The sequence below is a fragment of the Escherichia sp. B1147 genome, assembly GCF_001660175.1.
In the GTDB taxonomy this organism is placed as follows: domain Bacteria; phylum Pseudomonadota; class Gammaproteobacteria; order Enterobacterales; family Enterobacteriaceae; genus Escherichia; species Escherichia whittamii.
Map to the genome: position 1 here is coordinate 147,375 of NZ_LFHY01000015.1, position 20,400 is coordinate 167,774.

At 49.8% G+C, this 20,400-nt stretch carries 22 protein-coding genes; 10 read left to right on the forward strand and 12 right to left on the reverse strand.

All coding sequences use genetic code 11. From position 1 onward, the window contains the following. Positions 1–145: 145 nt before the first annotated feature. From tdcA to cyuA, 9 genes are all read left to right on the forward strand, one after another. The gene (gene tdcA, locus A9180_RS15685; protein ID WP_064529857.1) at positions 146–1,084 is read left to right on the forward strand and encodes a transcriptional regulator TdcA; all 939 of its coding nucleotides are present in this window, start codon (positions 146–148) and stop codon (positions 1,082–1,084) included. Positions 1,085–1,180: 96 nt separating this feature from the next. Beyond that, positions 1,181–2,170: a bifunctional threonine ammonia-lyase/L-serine ammonia-lyase TdcB gene (gene tdcB, locus A9180_RS15690; protein ID WP_064529568.1), complete on the forward strand. Its 990-nt coding sequence runs from the start codon at positions 1,181–1,183 to the stop codon at positions 2,168–2,170. A 21-nt stretch (positions 2,171–2,191) separates the two neighbouring features. Continuing rightward, the gene (gene tdcC / locus A9180_RS15695; RefSeq protein ID WP_064529569.1) at positions 2,192–3,523 is read left to right on the forward strand and encodes a threonine/serine transporter TdcC; all 1,332 of its coding nucleotides are present in this window, start codon (positions 2,192–2,194) and stop codon (positions 3,521–3,523) included. A 25-nt stretch (positions 3,524–3,548) separates the two neighbouring features. Continuing rightward, positions 3,549–4,757: a propionate kinase gene (gene tdcD, locus A9180_RS15700; protein WP_064529570.1), complete on the forward strand. Its 1,209-nt coding sequence runs from the start codon at positions 3,549–3,551 to the stop codon at positions 4,755–4,757. A gap of 33 nt (positions 4,758–4,790) precedes the next feature. Beyond that, positions 4,791–7,085 (forward strand): 2-ketobutyrate formate-lyase/pyruvate formate-lyase, encoded by a 2,295-nt coding sequence (gene tdcE, locus A9180_RS15705; protein WP_064529571.1) that lies wholly within the window; start codon positions 4,791–4,793, stop codon positions 7,083–7,085. A gap of 13 nt (positions 7,086–7,098) precedes the next feature. Beyond that, positions 7,099–7,488 carry an enamine/imine deaminase gene (locus A9180_RS15710; RefSeq protein WP_064529572.1) on the forward strand — a complete coding sequence of 130 codons (390 nt, stop codon included), beginning with the start codon at positions 7,099–7,101 and terminating at the stop codon, positions 7,486–7,488. Between the two features lie 69 nt (positions 7,489–7,557). Then, entirely contained in the window at positions 7,558–8,922 is a 1,365-nt protein-coding gene (gene tdcG, locus A9180_RS15715; protein ID WP_064529573.1) for an L-serine ammonia-lyase, read from the forward strand. Positions 8,923–9,200: 278 nt separating this feature from the next. Continuing rightward, a complete protein-coding gene (locus A9180_RS15720) occupies positions 9,201–10,532 on the forward strand; it encodes an amino acid permease (RefSeq protein WP_064529574.1) in 1,332 nt (443 codons plus the stop codon). Positions 10,533–10,559: 27 nt separating this feature from the next. After that, entirely contained in the window at positions 10,560–11,870 is a 1,311-nt protein-coding gene (gene cyuA, locus A9180_RS15725) for a cysteine desulfidase (RefSeq protein ID WP_064529575.1), read from the forward strand. Positions 11,871–12,010: 140 nt separating this feature from the next. On the opposite strand, the gene yhaL is transcribed toward cyuA, so the two are convergent. Continuing rightward, positions 12,011–12,175: a protein YhaL gene (gene yhaL / locus A9180_RS15730; protein ID WP_074399591.1), complete on the reverse strand. Its 165-nt coding sequence runs from the start codon at positions 12,173–12,175 to the stop codon at positions 12,011–12,013. A gap of 21 nt (positions 12,176–12,196) precedes the next feature. After that, a complete protein-coding gene (locus A9180_RS15735) occupies positions 12,197–12,898 on the reverse strand; it encodes a pirin family protein (protein ID WP_064529577.1) in 702 nt (233 codons plus the stop codon). A 104-nt stretch (positions 12,899–13,002) separates the two neighbouring features. On the opposite strand from A9180_RS15735, the gene yhaJ reads away from it, so the two are divergent. Continuing rightward, complete coding sequence (yhaJ, locus tag A9180_RS15740; RefSeq protein ID WP_001041008.1) at positions 13,003–13,899, forward strand: DNA-binding transcriptional regulator YhaJ; 897 nt, start codon at positions 13,003–13,005, stop codon at positions 13,897–13,899. Between the two features lie 208 nt (positions 13,900–14,107). Here yhaJ and A9180_RS15745 read toward each other — a convergent pair whose 3' ends face one another. The 10 genes from A9180_RS15745 to exuR all read right to left on the reverse strand — a co-directional run bounded on the left by A9180_RS15745 (position 14,108) and on the right by exuR (position 20,306). Next, on the reverse strand, positions 14,108–14,476 hold the full coding sequence (locus A9180_RS15745; protein ID WP_064529578.1) for a DUF805 domain-containing protein: 369 nt from the start codon (positions 14,474–14,476) through the stop codon (positions 14,108–14,110). 292 nt (positions 14,477–14,768) lie between these two features. Next, on the reverse strand, positions 14,769–15,755 hold the full coding sequence (gene yqjG / locus A9180_RS15750; protein ID WP_064529579.1) for a glutathionyl-hydroquinone reductase YqjG: 987 nt from the start codon (positions 15,753–15,755) through the stop codon (positions 14,769–14,771). 247 nt (positions 15,756–16,002) lie between these two features. Next, entirely contained in the window at positions 16,003–16,395 is a 393-nt protein-coding gene (locus A9180_RS15755; RefSeq protein ID WP_064529580.1) for a DoxX family protein, read from the reverse strand. 186 nt (positions 16,396–16,581) lie between these two features. Then, positions 16,582–16,881 (reverse strand): YqjK-like family protein, encoded by a 300-nt coding sequence (locus A9180_RS15760; protein ID WP_064529581.1) that lies wholly within the window; start codon positions 16,879–16,881, stop codon positions 16,582–16,584. After that, positions 16,871–17,275 (reverse strand): phage holin family protein, encoded by a 405-nt coding sequence (locus tag A9180_RS15765; RefSeq protein WP_064529582.1) that lies wholly within the window; start codon positions 17,273–17,275, stop codon positions 16,871–16,873. The genes A9180_RS15760 and A9180_RS15765 overlap by 11 nt, the downstream gene beginning before the upstream one ends. A 2-nt stretch (positions 17,276–17,277) precedes the next feature. After that, positions 17,278–17,583: a YqjD family protein gene (locus A9180_RS15770; RefSeq protein WP_064529583.1), complete on the reverse strand. Its 306-nt coding sequence runs from the start codon at positions 17,581–17,583 to the stop codon at positions 17,278–17,280. Positions 17,584–17,620: 37 nt separating this feature from the next. Beyond that, positions 17,621–17,989, reverse strand: coding sequence for a DUF1090 family protein YqjC (gene yqjC, locus A9180_RS15775; RefSeq protein ID WP_064529584.1), 369 nt, complete (start codon positions 17,987–17,989; stop codon positions 17,621–17,623). Positions 17,990–18,135: 146 nt separating this feature from the next. Then, complete coding sequence (gene mzrA, locus A9180_RS15780) at positions 18,136–18,519, reverse strand: EnvZ/OmpR regulon moderator MzrA (protein ID WP_064529585.1); 384 nt, start codon at positions 18,517–18,519, stop codon at positions 18,136–18,138. A 3-nt stretch (positions 18,520–18,522) separates the two neighbouring features. Continuing rightward, positions 18,523–19,185 (reverse strand): DedA family general envelope maintenance protein YqjA, encoded by a 663-nt coding sequence (gene yqjA / locus A9180_RS15785; protein ID WP_064529586.1) that lies wholly within the window; start codon positions 19,183–19,185, stop codon positions 18,523–18,525. 344 nt (positions 19,186–19,529) lie between these two features. Continuing rightward, the gene (exuR, locus tag A9180_RS15790) at positions 19,530–20,306 is read right to left on the reverse strand and encodes a transcriptional regulator ExuR (protein ID WP_064529587.1); all 777 of its coding nucleotides are present in this window, start codon (positions 20,304–20,306) and stop codon (positions 19,530–19,532) included. Positions 20,307–20,400 lie beyond the last annotated feature (94 nt).

Consider the following 20,400-nt stretch of genomic DNA (forward strand, 5'->3'; position numbering starts at 1 on the left):
AACTCATTGATATTAAAGATTTATATTGATTTAAGTAGATGCCTGGAAAGCAATTGAAAGTTAATTTGTGAGTGGTCGCACATATCCCATTCAGTCCATTTTGATACACTTCATACCGTCAATGAGGTAATTAATGCAGGTCGATATGAGTACTATTCTTCTTCCTAAAACGCAGCACCTGGTAGTCTTTCAGGAAGTCATCAGAAGTGGCTCTATTGGCTCGGCTGCAAAAGAATTAGGTTTGACTCAACCTGCTGTAAGTAAAATCATTAACGATATTGAAGATTATTTTGGCGTGGAATTAGTGGTACGGAAAAATACCGGTGTAACGCTGACGCCTGCCGGTCAATTGTTGCTCTCACGTTCCGAATCCATTACCCGTGAAATGAAAAATATGGTTAATGAGATAAGCGGTATGTCCTCTGAAGCTGTTGTGGAAGTCTCATTTGGTTTTCCTTCACTAATTGGCTTTACCTTTATGTCCGGGATGATCAACAAGTTCAAAGAGGTGTTCCCGAGAGCGCAAGTCTCAATGTATGAAGCACAGTTGTCCTCGTTCTTACCTGCTATCCGCGACGGACGACTTGATTTTGCGATTGGTACGTTAAGCGCAGAAATGAAGCTTCAGGATTTGCATGTTGAGCCGCTGTTCGAGTCCGAGTTTGTGCTGGTGGCCAGCAAGTCCCGAACATGCACCGGCACTACCACGCTGGAGTCGTTGAAAAACGAACAGTGGGTGTTGCCGCAAACTAATATGGGATACTACAGCGAACTTCTCACCACGTTACAAAGAAATGGCATCAGTATTGAAAACATCGTTAAAACCGACTCAGTCGTGACAATTTATAATCTTGTTCTCAATGCTGATTTCTTAACCGTGATTCCTTGTGATATGACTTCACCTTTTGGTTCTAATCAATTTATTACTATTCCGGTTGAAGAAACGTTGCCCGTGGCGCGATATGCCGCGGTATGGTCAAAAAATTATCGTATTAAAAAAGCAGCATCGGTTTTGGTGGAATTAGCCAAAGAGTATTCATCTTATAATGGGTGTAGACGAAGGCAATTAATAGAAGTTGGTTAGTTATTTGTTTTTTCTCAAACATAAATAATCCACCTGTCTTTTTGCGGGTGTCGGTTACGGTTACCTACATATTTAATTCAGGTTAAGAGGTTTATAATGCATATTACATACGATCTCCCGGTTGCTATTAATGACATTATCGAAGCAAAACAACGACTGGCTGGGCGAATTTATAAAACAGGCATGCCTCGATCCAATTATTTTAGTGAGCGTTGCAAAGGTGAAATATTCCTTAAGTTTGAAAACATGCAGCGTACTGGTTCATTTAAAATTCGTGGCGCATTTAATAAATTAAGCTCCTTAACCGATGCTGAAAGACGCAAAGGTGTGGTGGCCTGTTCTGCGGGCAACCATGCGCAAGGGGTTTCGCTCTCCTGCGCAATGCTGGGTATCGACGGGAAAGTGGTCATGCCGAAAGGCGCGCCAAAATCTAAAGTCGCGGCGACATGTGACTACTCCGCTGAAGTTGTTCTGCACGGCGACAACTTTAACGACACCATCGCCAAAGTTAGCGAAATTGTCGAAACTGAAGGCCGTATTTTTATCCCACCTTATGATAATCCGAAAGTTATTGCCGGTCAGGGAACGATTGGCCTGGAAATTATGGAAGATCTCTATGATGTCGATAATGTGATTGTGCCAATTGGCGGTGGCGGTTTAATTGCTGGTATTGCGGTAGCGATTAAATCTATTAACCCGACAATTCGTGTTATTGGTGTGCAATCAGAAAACGTTCACGGCATGGCGGCTTCTTTCCACTCGGGAGAAATAACCACGCACCGAACTACCGGCACCCTGGCGGATGGTTGTGATGTCGCCCGCCCGGGTAATTTAACTTATGAAATCGTTCGTGAATTAGTCGATGACATCGTGCTGGTTAGCGAAGACGAAATCAGAAATAGCATGATTGCCTTAATTCAGCGCAATAAAGTCGTCACCGAAGGCGCAGGCGCTCTGGCATGTGCTGCTTTGTTAAGCGGTAAATTAGACCAATATATTCAAAACAGAAAAACCGTTAGCATTATTTCCGGCGGTAATATCGATCTTTCTCGCGTCTCTCAAATTACCGGTTTCGTTGACGCTTAATCATCTCGTTGAGGATAGGATATGAGTACTTCAGATAGCATTGTATCCAGCCAGACAAAACAATCGTCCTGGCGTAAATCAGATACCACATGGACGTTGGGTTTGTTCGGTACTGCCATTGGTGCCGGCGTGCTGTTCTTCCCTATCCGCGCAGGTTTTGGCGGACTGATCCCGATTCTTCTGATGTTGGTATTGGCATACCCAATCGCGTTTTATTGCCACCGGGCGCTGGCGCGTCTGTGTCTTTCTGGCTCTAACCCTTCCGGCAACATTACGGAAACGGTGGAAGAGCATTTTGGTAAAACAGGTGGCGTGGTCATCACGTTCCTGTACTTCTTCGCGATTTGCCCACTGTTGTGGATTTATGGCGTCACTATTACCAATACCTTTATGACGTTCTGGGAAAACCAGCTTGGCTTTGCGGCGTTGAACCGCGGCTTCGTGGCGCTGTTCCTGCTGCTGTTGATGGCGTTCGTCATTTGGTTTGGTAAGGATCTGATGGTTAAAGTGATGAGCTACCTGGTATGGCCATTTATCGCCAGCCTGGTACTGATTTCTCTGTCGCTGATCCCTTACTGGAACTCTGCTGTTATTGATCAAGTTGACCTCAGTGCGCTGACGTTAACCGGTCATGACGGTATCTTGATCACCGTCTGGCTGGGGATTTCTATCATGGTCTTCTCCTTTAACTTCTCGCCAATCGTCTCTTCCTTTGTGGTTTCTAAGCGTGAAGAGTATGAGAAAGACTTCGGACGCGACTTCACTGAGCAGAAATGCTCACAGATCATCTCCCGTGCCAGTATGCTGATGGTTGCCGTGGTCATGTTCTTTGCCTTCAGCTGCCTGTTTACGCTGTCTCCGGCAAACATGGCGGAAGCAAAAGCGCAGAACATTCCGGTGCTTTCTTATCTGGCTAACCACTTTGCTTCCATGTCCGGTGAGAAATCGACTTTCGCCACCGTACTGGAATATGCCGCTTCTATCATCGCACTGGTTGCTATCTTCAAATCTTTCTTCGGTCACTATCTGGGGACGCTAGAAGGTCTGAACGGTCTGGTACTGAAGTTCGGCTACAAAGGCGATAAGACGAAAGTTTCTTTGGGCAAACTGAACACCATCAGCATGATCTTCATCATGGGTTCCACCTGGGTAGTTGCTTACGCCAACCCGAACATTCTGGACCTGATTGAAGCCATGGGCGCGCCGATTATCGCTTCACTGCTGTGCCTGTTGCCGATGTATGCCATCCGTAAAGCGCCGTCGCTGGCGAAATACCGTGGTCGTCTGGATAACGTGTTTGTTACCGTGATTGGTCTGCTGACCATCCTGAACATCGTATACAAACTGTTTTAATCCGTAACTCAGGATGAGAAAAGAGATGAATGAATTTCCGGTTGTTTTGGTTATTAACTGCGGTTCGTCTTCAATTAAGTTTTCCGTGTTGGATCCCTCGAACTGTGAAGTATTAATGTCAGGTATTGCCGACGGTATTAATTCGGAAAATGCATTCTTATCCGTAAATGGAGGAGAGCCAGCACCGCTGGCTCACCACAGCTACGAAGGTGCATTGAAGGCAATTGCATTTGAACTGGAAAAACGGAATTTAAATGACAGTGTGGCCTTAATTGGCCACCGCATCGCCCACGGCGGCAGTATTTTTACCGAGTCTGCTATTATTACCGATGAAGTCATTGATAATATCCGTCGCGTTTCTCCACTGGCGCCGCTGCATAATTACGCCAATTTAAGTGGTATAGAATCTGCCCAGCAATTATTTCCTGGCGTAACTCAGGTAGCGGTATTTGATACCAGTTTCCACCAGACAATGGCCCCGGAAGCGTTTTTATACGGCCTGCCGTGGAAATATTACGAAGAGCTGGGCGTGCGCCGCTATGGTTTCCACGGCACGTCTCACCGCTATGTTTCCCAGCGTGCGCATTCTCTGCTTAATCTTGCGGAAGATGACTCAGGCCTGGTGGTGGCGCATCTGGGCAATGGCGCGTCTATTTGCGCGGTTCGTAACGGCCAGAGCGTGGACACATCAATGGGGATGACGCCGCTGGAAGGGCTAATGATGGGGACGCGCAGTGGCGATGTCGACTTCGGTGCGATGTCCTGGGTGGCCAGTCAAACCAACCAGAGTCTTGGTGACCTGGAACGCGTGGTGAATAAAGAATCGGGATTACTGGGTATTTCCGGTCTTTCTTCCGACCTGCGAGTACTGGAAAAAGCCTGGCATGAAGGTCATGAACGTGCGCAACTGGCAATTAAAACCTTTGTTCACCGAATTGCCCGTCATATTGCCGGACACGCTGCCTCATTACATCGTCTGGATGGAATTATATTTACCGGCGGAATAGGTGAAAATTCAAGTTTAATTCGTCGTCTGGTCATGGAGCATTTGACTGTATTAGGCGTAGAGATTGATGCAGAAATGAATAATCGATCTAACTCTTACGGTGAAAGAATTGTGTCCAGTGAAAATGCGCGTGTAATTTGCGCCGTTATTCCGACTAATGAAGAAAAAATGATTGCGCTAGATGCGATTCATTTAGGCAAAGTTAAAGCACCCGCAGAATTTGCATAATTTAGTTGAAGTATTGTAGAGAGATTATTTTTCATGAAGGTAGATATTGATACCAGCGATAAGCTGTACGCCGACGCATGGCTTGGCTTTAAAGGTACGGACTGGAAAAACGAAATTAATGTCCGCGATTTTATTCAACATAACTATACACCGTATGAAGGGGATGAATCTTTCCTTGCCGAAGCCACGCCAGCCACCACGGCATTGTGGGAAAAGGTGATGGAAGGTATTCGTATCGAAAACGCGACCCACGCGCCGGTTGATTTCGATACCAATATTGCCACCACCATTACTGCTCATGATGCAGGTTATATCAACCAGCCGCTGGAAAAAATTGTTGGCCTGCAAACAGATGCGCCACTGAAACGTGCGCTGCATCCGTTCGGCGGCATCAACATGATCAAAAGTTCATTTCATGCCTATGGCCGTGAAATGGACAGCGAATTTGAATACGTGTTTACCGATCTGCGTAAAACCCATAACCAGGGCGTATTTGATGTTTACTCACCGGATATGCTGCGCTGCCGTAAATCTGGCGTACTGACTGGTCTGCCGGACGGTTATGGTCGTGGACGTATTATCGGTGACTATCGCCGCGTGGCGTTGTACGGCATCAGTTATCTGGTCCGTGAACGCGAACTGCAATTTGCCGATCTCCAGTCTCGTCTGGAAAAAGGGCAAGATCTGGAAGCCACCATCCGTCTGCGTGAAGAGCTGGCAGAACATCGTCATGCGCTGTTGCAGATCCAGGAAATGGCGGCGAAATACGGCTTCGACATCTCTCGTCCGGCACAGAATGCGCAGGAAGCGGTGCAGTGGCTCTACTTCGCTTACCTGGCGGCGGTGAAATCGCAAAACGGCGGCGCGATGTCGCTGGGCCGTACGGCATCGTTCCTCGATATCTACATTGAACGTGACTTCAAAGCCGGTGTGCTCAACGAGCAGCAGGCGCAGGAACTGATCGACCACTTCATCATGAAGATCCGCATGGTGCGCTTCCTGCGTACGCCGGAATTTGATTCGCTGTTCTCCGGCGACCCTATCTGGGCAACAGAAGTCATCGGCGGGATGGGGCTGGACGGTCGTACATTGGTGACCAAAAACTCCTTCCGCTATCTGCATACACTGCACACTATGGGGCCAGCACCGGAACCTAACCTGACCATTCTGTGGTCGGAAGCATTGCCGATTGCCTTCAAAAAATATGCGGCACAAGTCTCCATCGTCACTTCTTCATTGCAGTATGAAAACGACGATCTGATGCGTACTGACTTCAACAGCGACGATTACGCGATTGCCTGCTGCGTCAGCCCAATGGTGATTGGTAAGCAGATGCAGTTCTTCGGCGCGCGTGCCAACCTGGCGAAAACATTGCTGTACGCAATCAACGGCGGGGTGGATGAGAAGCTGAAGATTCAGGTCGGCCCGAAAACAGCACCACTGATGGACGACGTTCTTGACTACGACAAAGTCATGAACAGCCTCGACCATTTCATGGACTGGCTGGCAGTGCAGTACATCAGCGCGCTGAACATCATCCACTACATGCATGACAAGTACAGCTATGAAGCCTCACTGATGGCGCTGCATGATCGTGATGTTTATCGCACGATGGCATGTGGTATTGCGGGCCTGTCGGTGGCGACGGATTCACTTTCGGCAATTAAATATGCTCGCGTGAAACCGATTCGTGACGAAAACGGCCTGGCGGTCGACTTTGAAATCGACGGCGAATATCCGCAGTACGGCAACAACGACGAACGCGTCGACAGCATTGCCTGCGACCTGGTTGAACGCTTTATGAAGAAAATTAAAGCCCTGCCAACCTATCGTAACGCCGTACCGACTCAGTCGATTCTGACCATCACCTCTAACGTGGTGTACGGGCAGAAAACCGGGAACACACCGGACGGTCGCCGCGCGGGTATGCCGTTTGCGCCGGGCGCTAACCCAATGCACGGTCGTGACCGCAAAGGGGCCGTAGCTTCGCTGACCTCCGTTGCTAAGTTGCCGTTCACTTACGCCAAAGACGGTATTTCGTACACTTTCTCGATCGTCCCGGCGGCGCTGGGTAAAGAAGATCCGGTACGCAAAACCAACCTTGTTGGTCTGCTGGATGGATATTTTCATCACGAAGCGGATATCGAAGGCGGTCAACATCTCAACGTTAACGTTATGAATCGGGAAATGTTGCTGGATGCCATTGAGCACCCGGAAAAATACCCCAACCTGACAATCCGTGTCTCTGGCTACGCCGTGCGCTTCAACGCACTAACCCGTGAACAGCAGCAGGATGTGATTTCACGTACCTTTACCCAGGCGCTTTGATGCCGGAGGATGTATGAAAAAGATTATCGAAACGCAACGTGCGCCAGGCGCAATCGGCCCGTATGTTCAGGGCGTTGATTTAGGCAGCATGGTCTTCACCTCCGGACAAATTCCGGTTTGCCCGCAGACCGGGGAGATCCCTGCGGACGTAAAAGATCAGGCGCGTTTAAGTCTGGAAAACGTCAAAGCGATTGTGGTTGCTGCCGGGCTGACCGTTGGCGATATCGTGAAGATGACGGTGTTCATTACCGACCTTAATGACTTTGGTACCATCAATGAAGTCTACAAGCAGTTTTTTGACGAGCATCAGGCGACCTACCCGACACGCAGCTGCGTGCAGGTAGCGCGTTTGCCGAAAGATGTGAAGCTGGAAATTGAAGCTATTGCGGTACGCAACGCATAAAGCTCCTGAGCGGGGCGATCGCAGGGTCGCTCCGCTCCTCTTCACGAACGGCAATCCGAGGGTGTGGATATGATTAGTGCATTCGATATTTTCAAAATTGGGATTGGTCCCTCCAGTTCTCATACCGTGGGGCCAATGAATGCCGGAAAAAGTTTTATTGATCGACTGGAGAAGAGCGGCTTATTAACCGCGACGAGCCACATTGTGGTCGATCTTTATGGATCGTTGTCACTGACGGGCAAAGGTCACGCCACGGATATCGCTATCATCATGGGACTGGCAGGAAATAGTCCGCAGAACGTTGTTATTGATGAGATTCCTGCATTTATTGAATTAGTGACGCGCAGTGGAAGGTTGCCGGTGGCATCGGGCGCGCATGTCGTTGATTTCCCTGTGGCAAAGAACATTATTTTCCATGCGGAAATGTTGCCCCGTCATGAGAATGGGATGCGTATTACCGCGTGGAAAGAGCAGGAAGAACTGTTAAGCAAAACCTATTATTCAGTCGGTGGCGGGTTTATTGTCGAAGAAGAACAATTTGGCCTGTCACTGGATGTTGAAACGCTCGTCCCTTACGATTTCCATTCGGCAGGCGAACTGCTAAAAATGTGTGATTACAATGGGTTATCTATTTCCGGTTTGATGCTGCAAAACGAGTTGGCGCTACGTAGCAAAGCCGAAATTGATGCTGGTTTTTCGCAGATCTGGCAGGTGATGCATGACGGTATTGAACGCGGTATGAATACCGAAGGTGTGCTGCCAGGCCCGCTCAATGTGCCACGGCGGGCGGTGGCGCTGCGGCGTTTACTGGTTTCCAGCGACAATATCTCTAACGATCCGATGAACGTCATCGACTGGATCAATATGTTTGCTCTGGCAGTCAGCGAAGAAAACGCCGCTGGCGGACGTGTTGTGACCGCGCCAACTAACGGCGCTTGCGGCATTATTCCTGCGGTGCTGGCCTATTACGATAAATTCCGCCGCCCGCTCAATGAGCGCTCCATCGCCCGTTTTTTGCTGGCGGCTGGTGCTATCGGCGCACTGTATAAAATGAATGCCTCCATTTCCGGTGCGGAAGTGGGCTGTCAGGGTGAAATTGGCGTGGCCTGTTCAATGGCGGCGGCAGGGTTAACCGAACTGCTGGGTGGCAGCCCGGCGCAGGTGTGTAATGCGGCGGAAATCGCTATGGAACACAACCTGGGATTGACCTGCGATCCGGTTGCCGGGCAGGTGCAAATTCCGTGTATTGAACGCAATGCTATTAATGCTGTTAAAGCCGTGAACGCTGCGCGGATGGCGATGCGGCGTACCTCTGCACCGCGTGTTTCGCTCGATAAAGTGATCGAGACGATGTATGAAACCGGCAAAGATATGAACGATAAATACCGCGAAACTTCACGCGGAGGACTGGCTATTAAAGTGGTCTGCGGCTGACATTGCTGTCAGCTTTCATCCTTGGGTGCACAAAATGTGCACCCTTTTTTATTGTGATCTGCCGCAAATAGAGAATAACTATTTCTCTTTTGTGGATTTTATAGAAAATTATTATCCATAACTGCTATTTCAAAGTCTTGATTGTGAAGATTTTCTCTGACCTCACGCGTATTATTTCTTTATTCTAATAACTCGCCTGCAAAAAAACGTAGACCGCATATCGCCTTGATGCGGCTCGAAAAAAATAAAAAGCCCTACAAAATATTGAGCGAGAAATTATGGAAATTGCAACGAATAAAGGCGTCATTGTAGACGCTTCGACCCCGGCGGGTCGTGCTGGAATGAGCGAAAGTGAATGGCGTGAAGCAATCAAATTCGACAGTACCGACACCGGCTGGGTGATTATGAGTATCGGGATGGCGATTGGTGCGGGGATTGTTTTTCTCCCGGTGCAGGTCGGATTGATGGGATTGTGGGTATTTTTGCTCTCATCAGTGATTGGCTACCCGGCAATGTATCTGTTTCAGCGATTGTTTATTAATACGCTGGCGGAATCTCCAGAGTGTAAAGATTACCCGAGTGTCATTAGTGGTTATTTGGGTAAAAACTGGGGCATTTTGTTAGGTGCACTTTACTTTGTGATGCTGGTTATTTGGATGTTTGTTTACTCCACCGCCATCACTAACGATAGCGCCTCCTATTTACATACTTTTGGCGTGACGGAAGGATTGCTGTCTGATAGTCCGTTTTATGGCCTGGTACTGATTTGTATTCTGGTTGCGATCTCTTCACGCGGCGAGAAACTGTTATTCAAAATTTCGACCGGCATGGTGCTGACCAAACTGCTGGTGGTCGCGGCGCTGGGGGTATCGATGGTCGGGATGTGGCATCTGTATAACGTCGGTTCACTGCCGCCGCTGGGGCTGCTGGTGAAAAACGCCATTATCACGCTGCCGTTTACACTGACCTCGATTCTGTTTATCCAGACGTTAAGCCCGATGGTGATTTCCTACCGCTCGCGAGAAAAATCGATCGAAGTAGCGCGACATAAAGCGTTGCGGGCGATGAACATTGCGTTTGGGATCCTGTTTGTCACCGTCTTTTTCTACGCTGTGTCGTTCACTCTGGCGATGGGACATGACGAAGCAGTAAAAGCCTACGAGCAGAATATTTCTGCGCTGGCGATTGCGGCTCAGTTTATTAGCGGCGACGGTGCAGCATGGGTAAAAGTGGTCAGCGTCATCCTCAATATCTTTGCCGTAATGACAGCGTTCTTTGGCGTCTATTTAGGCTTTCGCGAAGCAACGCAAGGGATCGTAATGAACATCCTGCGCCGCAAGATGCCAGCCGAGAAGATTAACGAGACTCTCGTTCAGCGCGGCATCATGATTTTCGCCATTTTACTGGCCTGGAGCGCCATCGTACTGAATGCGCCAGTGTTGAGCTTTACCTCTATCTGTAGCCCGATTTTCGGCATGGTAGGATGCTTGATCCCAGCGTGGTTGGTTTACAAAGTCCCTGCGTTGCACAAATACAAAGGTGCCTCTCTGTACCTGATTATCGTCACCGGTTTGTTGCTTTGCGTTTCTCCGTTCCTGGCATTTTCATGATTTACCTGAAATTTTAAGGTTTTTATTATGTTTGATTCGACTTTAAATCCGTTATGGCAGCGTTACATCCTTGCAGTTCAGGAGGAAGTAAAACCGGCGCTGGGATGTACTGAACCGATTTCACTGGCGCTGGCGGCGGCGGTTGCTGCGGCAGAACTGGAAGGTCCGGTTGAACGTGTAGAAGCCTGGGTTTCGCCAAATCTGATGAAGAACGGTCTGGGCGTCACCGTTCCCGGTACGGGAATGGTGGGGCTGCCGATTGCGGCAGCACTGGGCGCGTTAGGTGGGAATGCCAAAGCTGGGCTGGAAGTGCTGAAAGACGCAACAGCGCAGGCGATTGCCGATGCTAAAGCGTTGTTGGCGGCGGGGAAAGTCTCGGTCAAGATTCAGGAACCTTGCGATGAAATCCTCTTCTCCCGCGCCAAAGTCTGGAACGGCGAGCAGTGGGCGTGCGTCACCATCGTCGGTGGGCATACCAACATTGTGCATATTGAGACGCACAATGGCGTGGTGTTTACCCAGCAGGCGTGCGTGGCAGAGGGTGAGAAAGAGTCACCGCTGGCGGTGCTCTCCAGAACAACGCTCGCCGAGATCCTGAAGTTCGTCAATGAAGTCCCGTTTGAGGCGATCCGCTTTATTCTCGATTCTGCGAAGCTAAACTGCGCATTATCGCAGGAAGGCTTGAGTGGAAACTGGGGGCTGCATATTGGCGCGACGCTGGAAAAACAGTGTGCACGCGGTTTGCTGGCGAAAGATCTCTCCTCATCAATTGTGATTCGTACCAGCGCGGCATCTGATGCGCGTATGGGCGGCGCAACGCTTCCGGCGATGAGTAACTCCGGTTCTGGCAACCAGGGGATCACCGCAACAATGCCCGTGGTGGTGGTCGCAGAACACTTCGGGGCGGATGATGAGCGTCTGGCGCGGGCGCTGATGCTTTCGCATTTGAGCGCGATTTACATCCATAACCAGTTGCCGCGTTTGTCTGCGCTGTGTGCTGCAACAACGGCAGCAATGGGGGCTGCGGCCGGGATGGCATGGCTGGTGGATGGTCGTTATGAAACGATCTCGATGGCGATCAGCAGTATGATCGGCGATGTCAGCGGTATGATTTGCGATGGCGCGTCGAACAGTTGCGCGATGAAGGTTTCGACCAGTGCCTCGGCAGCGTGGAAAGCGGTGTTAATGGCGCTGGATGATACCGCCGTGACCGGCAATGAAGGGATTGTGGCGCATGATGTTGAGCAGTCGATTGCCAACTTGTGCGCGCTGGCAAGCCATTCGATGCAGCAAACGGATCGGCAGATTATCGAGATTATGGCGAGCAAGGCCAGGTAAGCGCTGGGTTTCGGATATCGTACCTGATGCCGGATGCGATGCTGGCGCATCTTATCCGGCCTACGAATTGTGCAATTTGTTGATGTTGCTGGGTTTTGTAGGCCGGATAAGGCGTTTACGCCGCATCCGGCAACCTGTTTTTACGCGGTAGCTTCATCCTCGGCTAACCGTATTTCGGCGTCGGCTACTATCGCCTCCAGCTCACTCAACATCTCTTCATAACCAAAATTTTTGGTAGCGCGGGTGGTTTCTTTCGCTGCAACGGACTTCACTGGTTGACGTTTCTTCGCCGATTTTTTACTCATCATCTTCTCCCTGTAAAAAAACTAGACAGGTAAATCTATCAGCAAAGCGCGCAGTGGGGAATCGGCAACCAGCGTAATGTTAGCCTCGTCACGAATAAACGCCCCATCACCGCAGGTCAGCGCTGCTTTCTCTTCGTGATGCGTAATCGCATGAAATTGACCGTGAATAGACTGCAAATACGCGCGTGGCCCATGCAACTGGAAATTCGCACTTTCGCCTTTGTCGAGCACGATATGATGCAGCCACACCTGCTGGCGCAGTTGCAGACTACCGTTCGCGCCATCCGGCGAGGCGATTAATTGCTGCTTGCCCATATTAAGCGCCAGTTTTTGAATCAACGGATTCTCCCGTTGCGGGCAGGCATCCAGCCAGAGCTGCATTCGCGTTAACGGTTTGTCCTTGCTGATATTATGTTCGCTATAACTCACGCCCGGCTGAGTAGAAAGCAATAAGGCTTCACCGGCGCGGGCCTGAACATGATTGCCTTCACTGTCGCGGTATTCCGCTTCTCCATCCAGAATCACATTCAAAATATCGACTTTTGGGTAGGTTCGCGGCTGAAAGGCGGCACCTGGAGCCAGCACTTCCTGGTTAAGTACACGCAGGGAGGCATAGCCTAACAATGTAGGGTCGAAGTAGTGTCCAAAGGAAAAAGTATACCGGGCCTGCAACCATCCGTAGTCTGCTTGTCCACACTGCCTGGCAGTTCGGGTAGTAATCATAATTCTTGACCTCTCTTTACTTCCTTTTATGGTAAGGGGCTGGACGCTACATTGTTAGCCAGATATTCTGCCCGGTATGTTCAAATTTCCTGAATGAGAACGAAATGGCCAAAGAAAGGGCGTTAACGCTGGAAGCACTAAGGGTTATGGATGCTATTGATCGCCGCGGTAGTTTTGCGGCGGCGGCCGATGAGCTGGGACGCGTGCCTTCTGCGCTTAGTTACACCATGCAAAAACTGGAAGAAGAGCTGGATGTGGTGCTGTTTGACCGCTCGGGCCATCGCACCAAATTCACTAATGTCGGGAGAATGTTGCTGGAGCGGGGACGCGTTCTGCTGGAGGCGGCAGATAAACTGACCACCGACGCCGAAGCCCTCGCGCGTGGTTGGGAAACACATCTTACTATTGTGACCGAGGCGCTGGTGCCTACGCCTGCCTTTTTCCCGTTGATCGACAAACTGGCGGCGAAAGCCAATACCCAACTGGCAATCATTACTGAGGTGCTGGCGGGGGCGTGGGAGCGGCTGGAACAGGGGCGAGCAGATATTGTTATCGCGCCGGATATGCATTTTCGTTCTTCGTCGGAAATCAACTCTCGTAAGCTTTACACCTTGATGAACGTCTACGTGGCTGCGCCGGATCACCCGATTCATCAGGAGCCGGAACCGCTCTCTGAAGTGACGCGCGTGAAATATCGTGGTATTGCGGTGGCGGATACCGCTCGTGAGCGCCCGGTATTGACCGTACAGCTACTGGACAAACAGCCGCGCTTAACGGTGAGCACTATTGAAGATAAACGCCAGGCGTTACTGGCGGGGCTTGGCGTGGCAACAATGCCGTATCCGATGGTGGAAAAAGATATTGCTGAAGGGCGGCTGCGTGTCGTCAGTCCGGAATCGACCAGCGAAATCGATATTATTATGGCCTGGCGTCGCGACAGTATGGGGGAAGCGAAATCCTGGTGTCTGCGGGAAATTCCAAAATTATTCGCCGGAAAATAAACGATTAAGCACCTTTTACAAGGTACTTCTGGCTGCAGACAAACGCAAAACTGCCTGATGCGCTACGCTTATCAGGCCTACGCAGTCGCTGCAATATATTGAATTTGGACGATTTTGTAGGCTGGATAAGGCGTTTACGCCGCATCCGGCATAAACAAAGCGCACTTTGTCAACAATCTGAAGCACCTTTATACAAGGTGCTTAATTATTATTCCTGCTCCAGTTTCGGATCGGGTCCAAAGCGGTTTTCGCCTGGCGTCCCCGGCTGGCAGTTAAAGATGATGATAATCAGCCAACCGATAACCGGAATTAAGAACAGTAGCACCCACCACGCCGAACGGTCGGTGTCGTGCAGGCGACGAAACTGAACTGCCCACCACGGTAAAAACACCAGAATGCCATAGATAGTCGTCAGGATGCCTTCGCCACCGGCGCGTTGCCAGCCTAACATTTTATCCAGTAGTCCCAGCACGAACGTAAAGATGATGTTGACCAGAATAAACATCCAGTACTCTTTGCGCCGCGCACGCCCCCGGAAACCGACATAATTTTTTAGTACTTTCAGATACCAGTCCATTTTTGCCTCAATTTTGCTCAATCACTTGTTTTTAAAGCAGCAAATTAAGAATAGACATGAATGAAATTACAGTAAATATCACTGTGGTGAATTAATAAGGCGCAATGAACGGAACTTCAGACTGATGGCAAGCGCAAAATCGCCAGATGCGCTACGCTTATCTGACCTACGCAGTCTCTGCAATATGTTGAATATACTATGTTTTGTGGGGAGGATAAGGCGTTTACGCTACATCCGACATAACAACACGCACTTAGCCAACAACCAGAGGCACCACGTAGGGTGCCTTTGTTTAACCGAAGCGAACATCTCGCCCGTGTGGTTCATCGAGATCCTGCCACGGACCAATCGAAATAATTCCCGTTGGGTTGATGGTCTTATGGCTGCGGAAGTAGTGATTACGGATGTGGTCGAAATTGACGGTTTCAGCAATTCCCGGCATCTGATAGATATCGCGCAGGAAGCCATACAGGTTCAGGTAATCGCTGATACGGTGCTTATCGCACTTGAAGTGGGTGACATACACCGGATCAAAACGGACCAGTGTGGTCCAAAGGCGAATATCGGCTTCGGTTAGCTGGTTACCTGTCAGATAACGATGCTGCCCTAAAATCTGTTCCAGTCGCGCCAGCGATTCAAACACTTTTACCACCGCCTCGTCGTAGGCTTCCTGGCTGGTGGCAAAACCAGCTTTATAGACGCCATTATTTACGGTGTCGTATATCCAGCCGTTAAGTTCGTCAATTTTAGTTTGCAGAGTTGGAGGGTAATAGTCCCCCGCTTTTGCGCCCAGCGCATCAAACGCGGTATTGAACATGCGGATGATTTCCGCTGATTCGTTGCTGACAATGGTGTGATTCTTTTTGTCCCATAGCACGGGGACAGTAACACGCCCGCTGTAGTGTGGATCGGCATGGAGATAAAGCTGGTACAGGAATTCATGTTGGTAGAGCGTATCGCCGGTTGCCCCTGGGAAACTGTCATCAAAGGTCCAGCCGTTTTCCAGCATCAGCGGGTTCACCACGGATACGGAAATAAACGGTTCCAGTCCTTTGAGTTTACGCATGATCAGAGTGCGGTGCGCCCACGGGCAGGCGAGGGAAACATAGAGATGATAGCGATCTTTCTCTGCGGCAAAACCACCTTTGCCGGTTGGGCCTGGCGCGCCATCGGCAGTCAGCCAGTTACGAAATGCGGAAGCTGAACGTTGAAATTTACCGCCAGTGGATTTGGTGTCGTACCAGGTGTCATGCCAGACGCCGTCAATCAGTTGACCCATTTTTCTCTCCTCCAATAGCAAAAACGAGGAGTGTTTCTCCTCGTTTCAGATTGCTGGCAAAGTGCATATTTTTGATTGTCGGACGCGATGCTGACGCATCTTACCCGACCTACAAAACAATACAGATACAGCCAGTCGCGCTCAAAATGTAGGCCCGATAAGCTTGCGCATCGGGCAATTCCACGTTTGCCATCAGTCAAACGAGGAGTTTCCCCCTCGTTTGTTAATTGTTAAGTATAGCGTGTGCTTACCACTTTTTATTCAACAGGCGGTCGATGCTGAATGCACCCGGACCTGTAATCGCCAGCAGCAGGAATCCGCCTGAAATGGTCAGGTTTTTCATAAACATCAGTGAGTTCATGCCTTCGGCAAAGTTGCTGTGAAATAAAAACGCCGTCAACAGTGTAAAGCCCGCGGTAAACAGCGCGGTGGTGCGAGTCAGGAAACCAAACAGGATTGCCAGACCGCCACCAAACTCAAGCAGAATCACCAGCGGCAGCATAAAGCCCGGAACGCCCATTGCTTCCATATATTGTTGAGTTCCTGCATAGCCAGTAATTTTTCCCCAGCCTGCAGAAATAAACAGAATCGGCATTAAAATACGCGCTACCAGTACACCAACATCTTCTAATTTTTTCATCTTACTCTCCACTGCGCCGCTCAGGCTGCTGATTGTTTTTTTGTGCAAATGCGCGGTATTAGCGTCATTGCTGTCGATGGAGAGAATGATAAACGTGGTGAGTGGTGATTGTTAGCAAGGAAAACTGTCAAAAATCTTCAAAAAATTTGAGGGATAAGGCCGGAAGAGTTCCGGCCAGAGAGGAAGTTAACCGCGAAGCTGTTGCTGATTGATGGTGGTTTTAACCAGACGCCATGCACTCCATACACCAAAACCGCGCCTGGCCCAGCGAACCAGCATATTCGGATGACGAATAGTCCAGATAGCCATCACGCTGCTGCCAACCAGCGCCCAGGAGCGCAGGCTTAACAGCATATTCCAGCGGCGATCATAGGCACCAGTTGCCTCCAGCCAGTCACGACGGCTGGCGGAAAGATTCAGCCGCTGTTGCTGGATCTGACTAAGCAGTTGCGCCTTACGTCGTTCACGTTCGACTTTACCGCTCACGGGACTCCTCCTCGAGAAGTTGTCGATCGTTTGCCAGCTCATGGCGCGTGTGGCGCAGTAAGGTGGATTTACGCGATTTACGTAACGTCCAGATACCGCCGATGAGTGCCAGAAGCAGCAACACCACAGTGGTGGCAATCATTGCATTCAGGCGATATTGCGGATCAACTGCCCAGATAATCAGCACCATCAGGCTCATAAGACCAAATGCAGCGAAAAGCATCGTCAGGCCGAGCATCAGTAAAAGCTGAAAGATATTGGCTTTTTCTTCTTCCAGCTCAACTACCGCCAGCCGCAGACGCGTCTCCACCATTTCGACTATGATGGTGACAATTCGCTGCCCGATGCCCAGAACGCTTTTACCGGGCCCTTGTGCGTGATGTGTGTCTGCCATAATTAACGACGCGACAGCAGAACACCCAGCACCACGCCGATGGCTGCGCCAATGCCAACCCCCGCCCACGGATTTTCACGCACATACTCATCGGCACGCGCTGCCGCTACACGGGTTTGTTTGGCAATCGCATCACCGGTTTCACCCAGACGATAGCGACTCTGTTTCAGTGCTTGTTCCGCTTTGCTACGAATCTTACTCAACTCTTCTTTCGACTTCTCGCCAGATGAACTGAGCACCTCTTCCAGCGTATCGGACAGGGATTTCAACTCAGCACGTAGATGTTCCGTAGTGTGTTCTTTCGACATAGTTTTCTCCAGGTGAGTAAGTAGTGACTATTGTGAGTTAGTAGTCGCGCGCTTCCAGCTTTTTCAGCTCTTCCTGCGCTTCTGCCAGTTTCTGTTCGCGTTTAGCAATCTTATCCGCATCGCCTTTTTGTTTCGCCTCGGCTAAATCATGTTTGCGTTCCGCCACTTCATCTTTCTGCTTCGCGATTTTCTTTTGATGATCGGCACGCAACTGGTTATCTGAACAATTCGCCCGCACTTCACTAAGGGCTTTGTTCAGGCCGTTGATACGATTCTGGTTTTGATGTTTTTCGGCATAGCTGATCTCCTTAAGGATATTTTGCTCCTTTTCCTGACAAAGGGTAGTGGCATAACTACTGACACTAAGAGCAAAAAGAGAAACAGCTAAAGCGATGCGGTATTTCATTCTTGAACCTTCCATTGTGACTCGGACCCATTACAGAGGAACGATTGTCCAGACAACGAGGCGGTGGTATTAACCACCGCCTTATTAATCATAGACAGTTACAGTGAAATCACCAAAGTGAGTGATATGTTTCGGATAACAGGAAGTTATCCGAAACGATGAGAGTTGTCTCGCAGCCGGGTCAGCCATTGCATGGCCTGATTATTATCGTCCTGCTGCGCAATGATGTAGCCATGAGGCAATGTTCTGTCGAGGACCGCTTTGGCGGCGGCACTTTGATCGCTGGAATCAAACGTAATCAACAGAGTGTCATTCTTAGGGGTGATGCTTTTGAAAGGAATGCCATGAGCGTCAAGGTGATGCCAGATGGAAAAGCCGTCCGGCATCGTCGTTCCTTGATGAACGGCACGGATCGCCAGCGTGGATTCTTGTTGACGAACCGCAGACCAGGCCAGCAGCAGCGTGCCAGCCAGCAGTATAGCAGCGCCGAACCAGGTTAGCTGGCGAAGCGACATGCGAGGTATTTGCATCCTTTACCCCCGATTTCCATATTTCTTTTTCCATAACACAACCAGAGAACCTGCCAGGCCGAACACCAGCAGCACTACCGGGAGCAGCATCAGGCATGACATCAGCTGGTCCTCATACTTCAAAAATACCGGCGTCTTGCCGAGCATGTAACCTAAGGTTGTCAGGATCAATACCCACAGCAAACCGCTCATCCAGTTGAAGAACTGAAAACGGGCGTTATTCAGCCCAGACAGTCCGGCAATGGTCGGCAGTAATGTTCTGACAAATGCGATAAAGCGACCAATTAACAGCGCAGATAAACCGTGTTTATGAAAAAGATGGTGCGCGCGTTGGTGGTAGTGCGCGGGTAAATGGGATAGCCAGTTTTGTACGGTGCGGGTATTGCCCAGCCATCGCCCCTGTATGTAGCTGACCCAACAACCGAGGCTGGCAGCAACAGTTAGCAGCATAATGGTTTGCGGGTAACCCATTGCGCCTTTGGCAATCAATACACCGACCAACACCAGCAAACTGTCGCCTGGTAAAAAGGCCGCTGGAAGCAAGCCGTTTTCGAGGAACAAAATCACAAACAAGACAAAATACAACATGCCAATCATCGATGGATTGGCCAGGGTTTCAAAATCCTGCGCCCACAGGGCTTGCAGCAATTGGGTCAAAAGTTCCATTCATTATTCCTGGTGAATCGGTTAACGCCACGCCGGTTTTAAATGATGCACACCCGTCAGGTTATTGCTGTTGTTGTATGTATTGCGGGTCGAGACACCAATACGGCCTGAACTATTCCCTGTTAAAACGTGAGATAAGAAAACATCTAATAGCATAAATTCAAATTGAATCTAATTGTAACAAAGGTCAACGTTGTTCGTTATCAAAATTACATGTCCGTGGAGTCTGATTTTGCTGATTGCGGAGGAGGGTGGCGAGAGGATTTACACAGGCTGACACTTTATACTTTTTGCTTACCGATGAAGCGAACAGGCGCGTTGCTGCGCCTGTCAGAAGCGGAAGTTTATTTGCTGCTGTTGGCCACAGTATCCAGATGTACGACAGGATTCTCGGCGAACAAATAGCGGTCGGCATTGAACTCGAAATCGTCACTGGTTTCGTTAAACAACATAATTTTGGTATTTTCCAGATGCTGCCACATTGCAAGTTTGGCGGCATGAGGATCTTTACGTATCAACGCCTTGAGAATCTGATCGTGGTCGTCGCACCAGTTATCGACGGTACGGGAATCAATGTGCTCGTGTAATTTTTTCCAGTACGGGTTATGACTACGCTGGGTCCACATTTTCTCAACGATGGCAGCCAGTGCAGAGTTTTGCGTCGCTAATGCGACCTGAATATGAAACTGCAAATCCCACTCGGAATCACGGAAGCATTGTTCGCCGCGCGCCTGCTCCTGGATGGCCATCAGTTTCATGATGTCCTGTTTCGTTACCTGGGTTGCAGCAAACTCGGCAATATTGCTTTCGATAAGTTGACGTGCCTGTAGCAGTTCAAACGGACCGTAATTGGCAAATTCCATATTCGCGTCCGCCGCCTGCTGATGGCGAGGCTGGTTGGAAACCACATGAATTCCCGAGCCTTTGCGCACTTCTACATAGCCCTCGACTTCAAGCATGATGATGGCTTCACGAACCACAGTACGGCTGACGTTTTTTTCATCAGAAATAAAACGTTCGGCGGGCAGTTTATCACCCACCAGATAAACGCCCTGCTCAATGCGCTCTTTCAGGTCAGCGGCGAGCTGTTGGTACAAACGGCGTGGTTCAGTGATTTCCATATGCGCTCCAGGCATGATACGGCAGACTATATTTGTTATACCACTTTTGCGAGTTTAGCTCTACTCGCAGTGGTGAAAAAGCCGCCTGAGAAGG

Bases quoted from the DNA above. Each gene is read 5' to 3' on its own strand.
- A9180_RS15770 (WP_064529583.1), bottom strand. From the start codon at position 17,583: ATGTCGAAAGAACACACTACGGAACATCTACGTGCTGAGTTGAAATCC.
- tdcB (WP_064529568.1), top strand. From the start codon at position 1,181: ATGCATATTACATACGATCTCCCGGTTGCTATTAATGACATTATCGAA.
- tdcD (WP_064529570.1), top strand. From the start codon at position 3,549: ATGAATGAATTTCCGGTTGTTTTGGTTATTAACTGCGGTTCGTCTTCA.
- exuR (WP_064529587.1), bottom strand. From the start codon at position 20,306: ATGGAAATCACTGAACCACGCCGTTTGTACCAACAGCTCGCCGCTGAC.
- A9180_RS15765 (WP_064529582.1), bottom strand. From the start codon at position 17,275: ATGGCAGACACACATCACGCACAAGGGCCCGGTAAAAGCGTTCTGGGC.
- tdcE (WP_064529571.1), top strand. From the start codon at position 4,791: ATGAAGGTAGATATTGATACCAGCGATAAGCTGTACGCCGACGCATGG.
- yhaJ (WP_001041008.1), top strand. From the start codon at position 13,003: ATGGCCAAAGAAAGGGCGTTAACGCTGGAAGCACTAAGGGTTATGGAT.
- A9180_RS15755 (WP_064529580.1), bottom strand. From the start codon at position 16,395: ATGAAAAAATTAGAAGATGTTGGTGTACTGGTAGCGCGTATTTTAATG.
- yqjG (WP_064529579.1), bottom strand. From the start codon at position 15,755: ATGGGTCAACTGATTGACGGCGTCTGGCATGACACCTGGTACGACACC.
- cyuA (WP_064529575.1), top strand. From the start codon at position 10,560: ATGTTTGATTCGACTTTAAATCCGTTATGGCAGCGTTACATCCTTGCA.
- mzrA (WP_064529585.1), bottom strand. From the start codon at position 18,519: ATGCAAATACCTCGCATGTCGCTTCGCCAGCTAACCTGGTTCGGCGCT.
- tdcG (WP_064529573.1), top strand. From the start codon at position 7,558: ATGATTAGTGCATTCGATATTTTCAAAATTGGGATTGGTCCCTCCAGT.
- A9180_RS15735 (WP_064529577.1), bottom strand. From the start codon at position 12,898: ATGATTACTACCCGAACTGCCAGGCAGTGTGGACAAGCAGACTACGGA.
- tdcC (WP_064529569.1), top strand. From the start codon at position 2,192: ATGAGTACTTCAGATAGCATTGTATCCAGCCAGACAAAACAATCGTCC.
- tdcA (WP_064529857.1), top strand. From the start codon at position 146: ATGAGTACTATTCTTCTTCCTAAAACGCAGCACCTGGTAGTCTTTCAG.
- yqjC (WP_064529584.1), bottom strand. From the start codon at position 17,989: ATGAAATACCGCATCGCTTTAGCTGTTTCTCTTTTTGCTCTTAGTGTC.
- yhaL (WP_074399591.1), bottom strand. From the start codon at position 12,175: ATGAGTAAAAAATCGGCGAAGAAACGTCAACCAGTGAAGTCCGTTGCA.
- A9180_RS15745 (WP_064529578.1), bottom strand. From the start codon at position 14,476: ATGGACTGGTATCTGAAAGTACTAAAAAATTATGTCGGTTTCCGGGGG.
- A9180_RS15720 (WP_064529574.1), top strand. From the start codon at position 9,201: ATGGAAATTGCAACGAATAAAGGCGTCATTGTAGACGCTTCGACCCCG.
- yqjA (WP_064529586.1), bottom strand. From the start codon at position 19,185: ATGGAACTTTTGACCCAATTGCTGCAAGCCCTGTGGGCGCAGGATTTT.
- A9180_RS15710 (WP_064529572.1), top strand. From the start codon at position 7,099: ATGAAAAAGATTATCGAAACGCAACGTGCGCCAGGCGCAATCGGCCCG.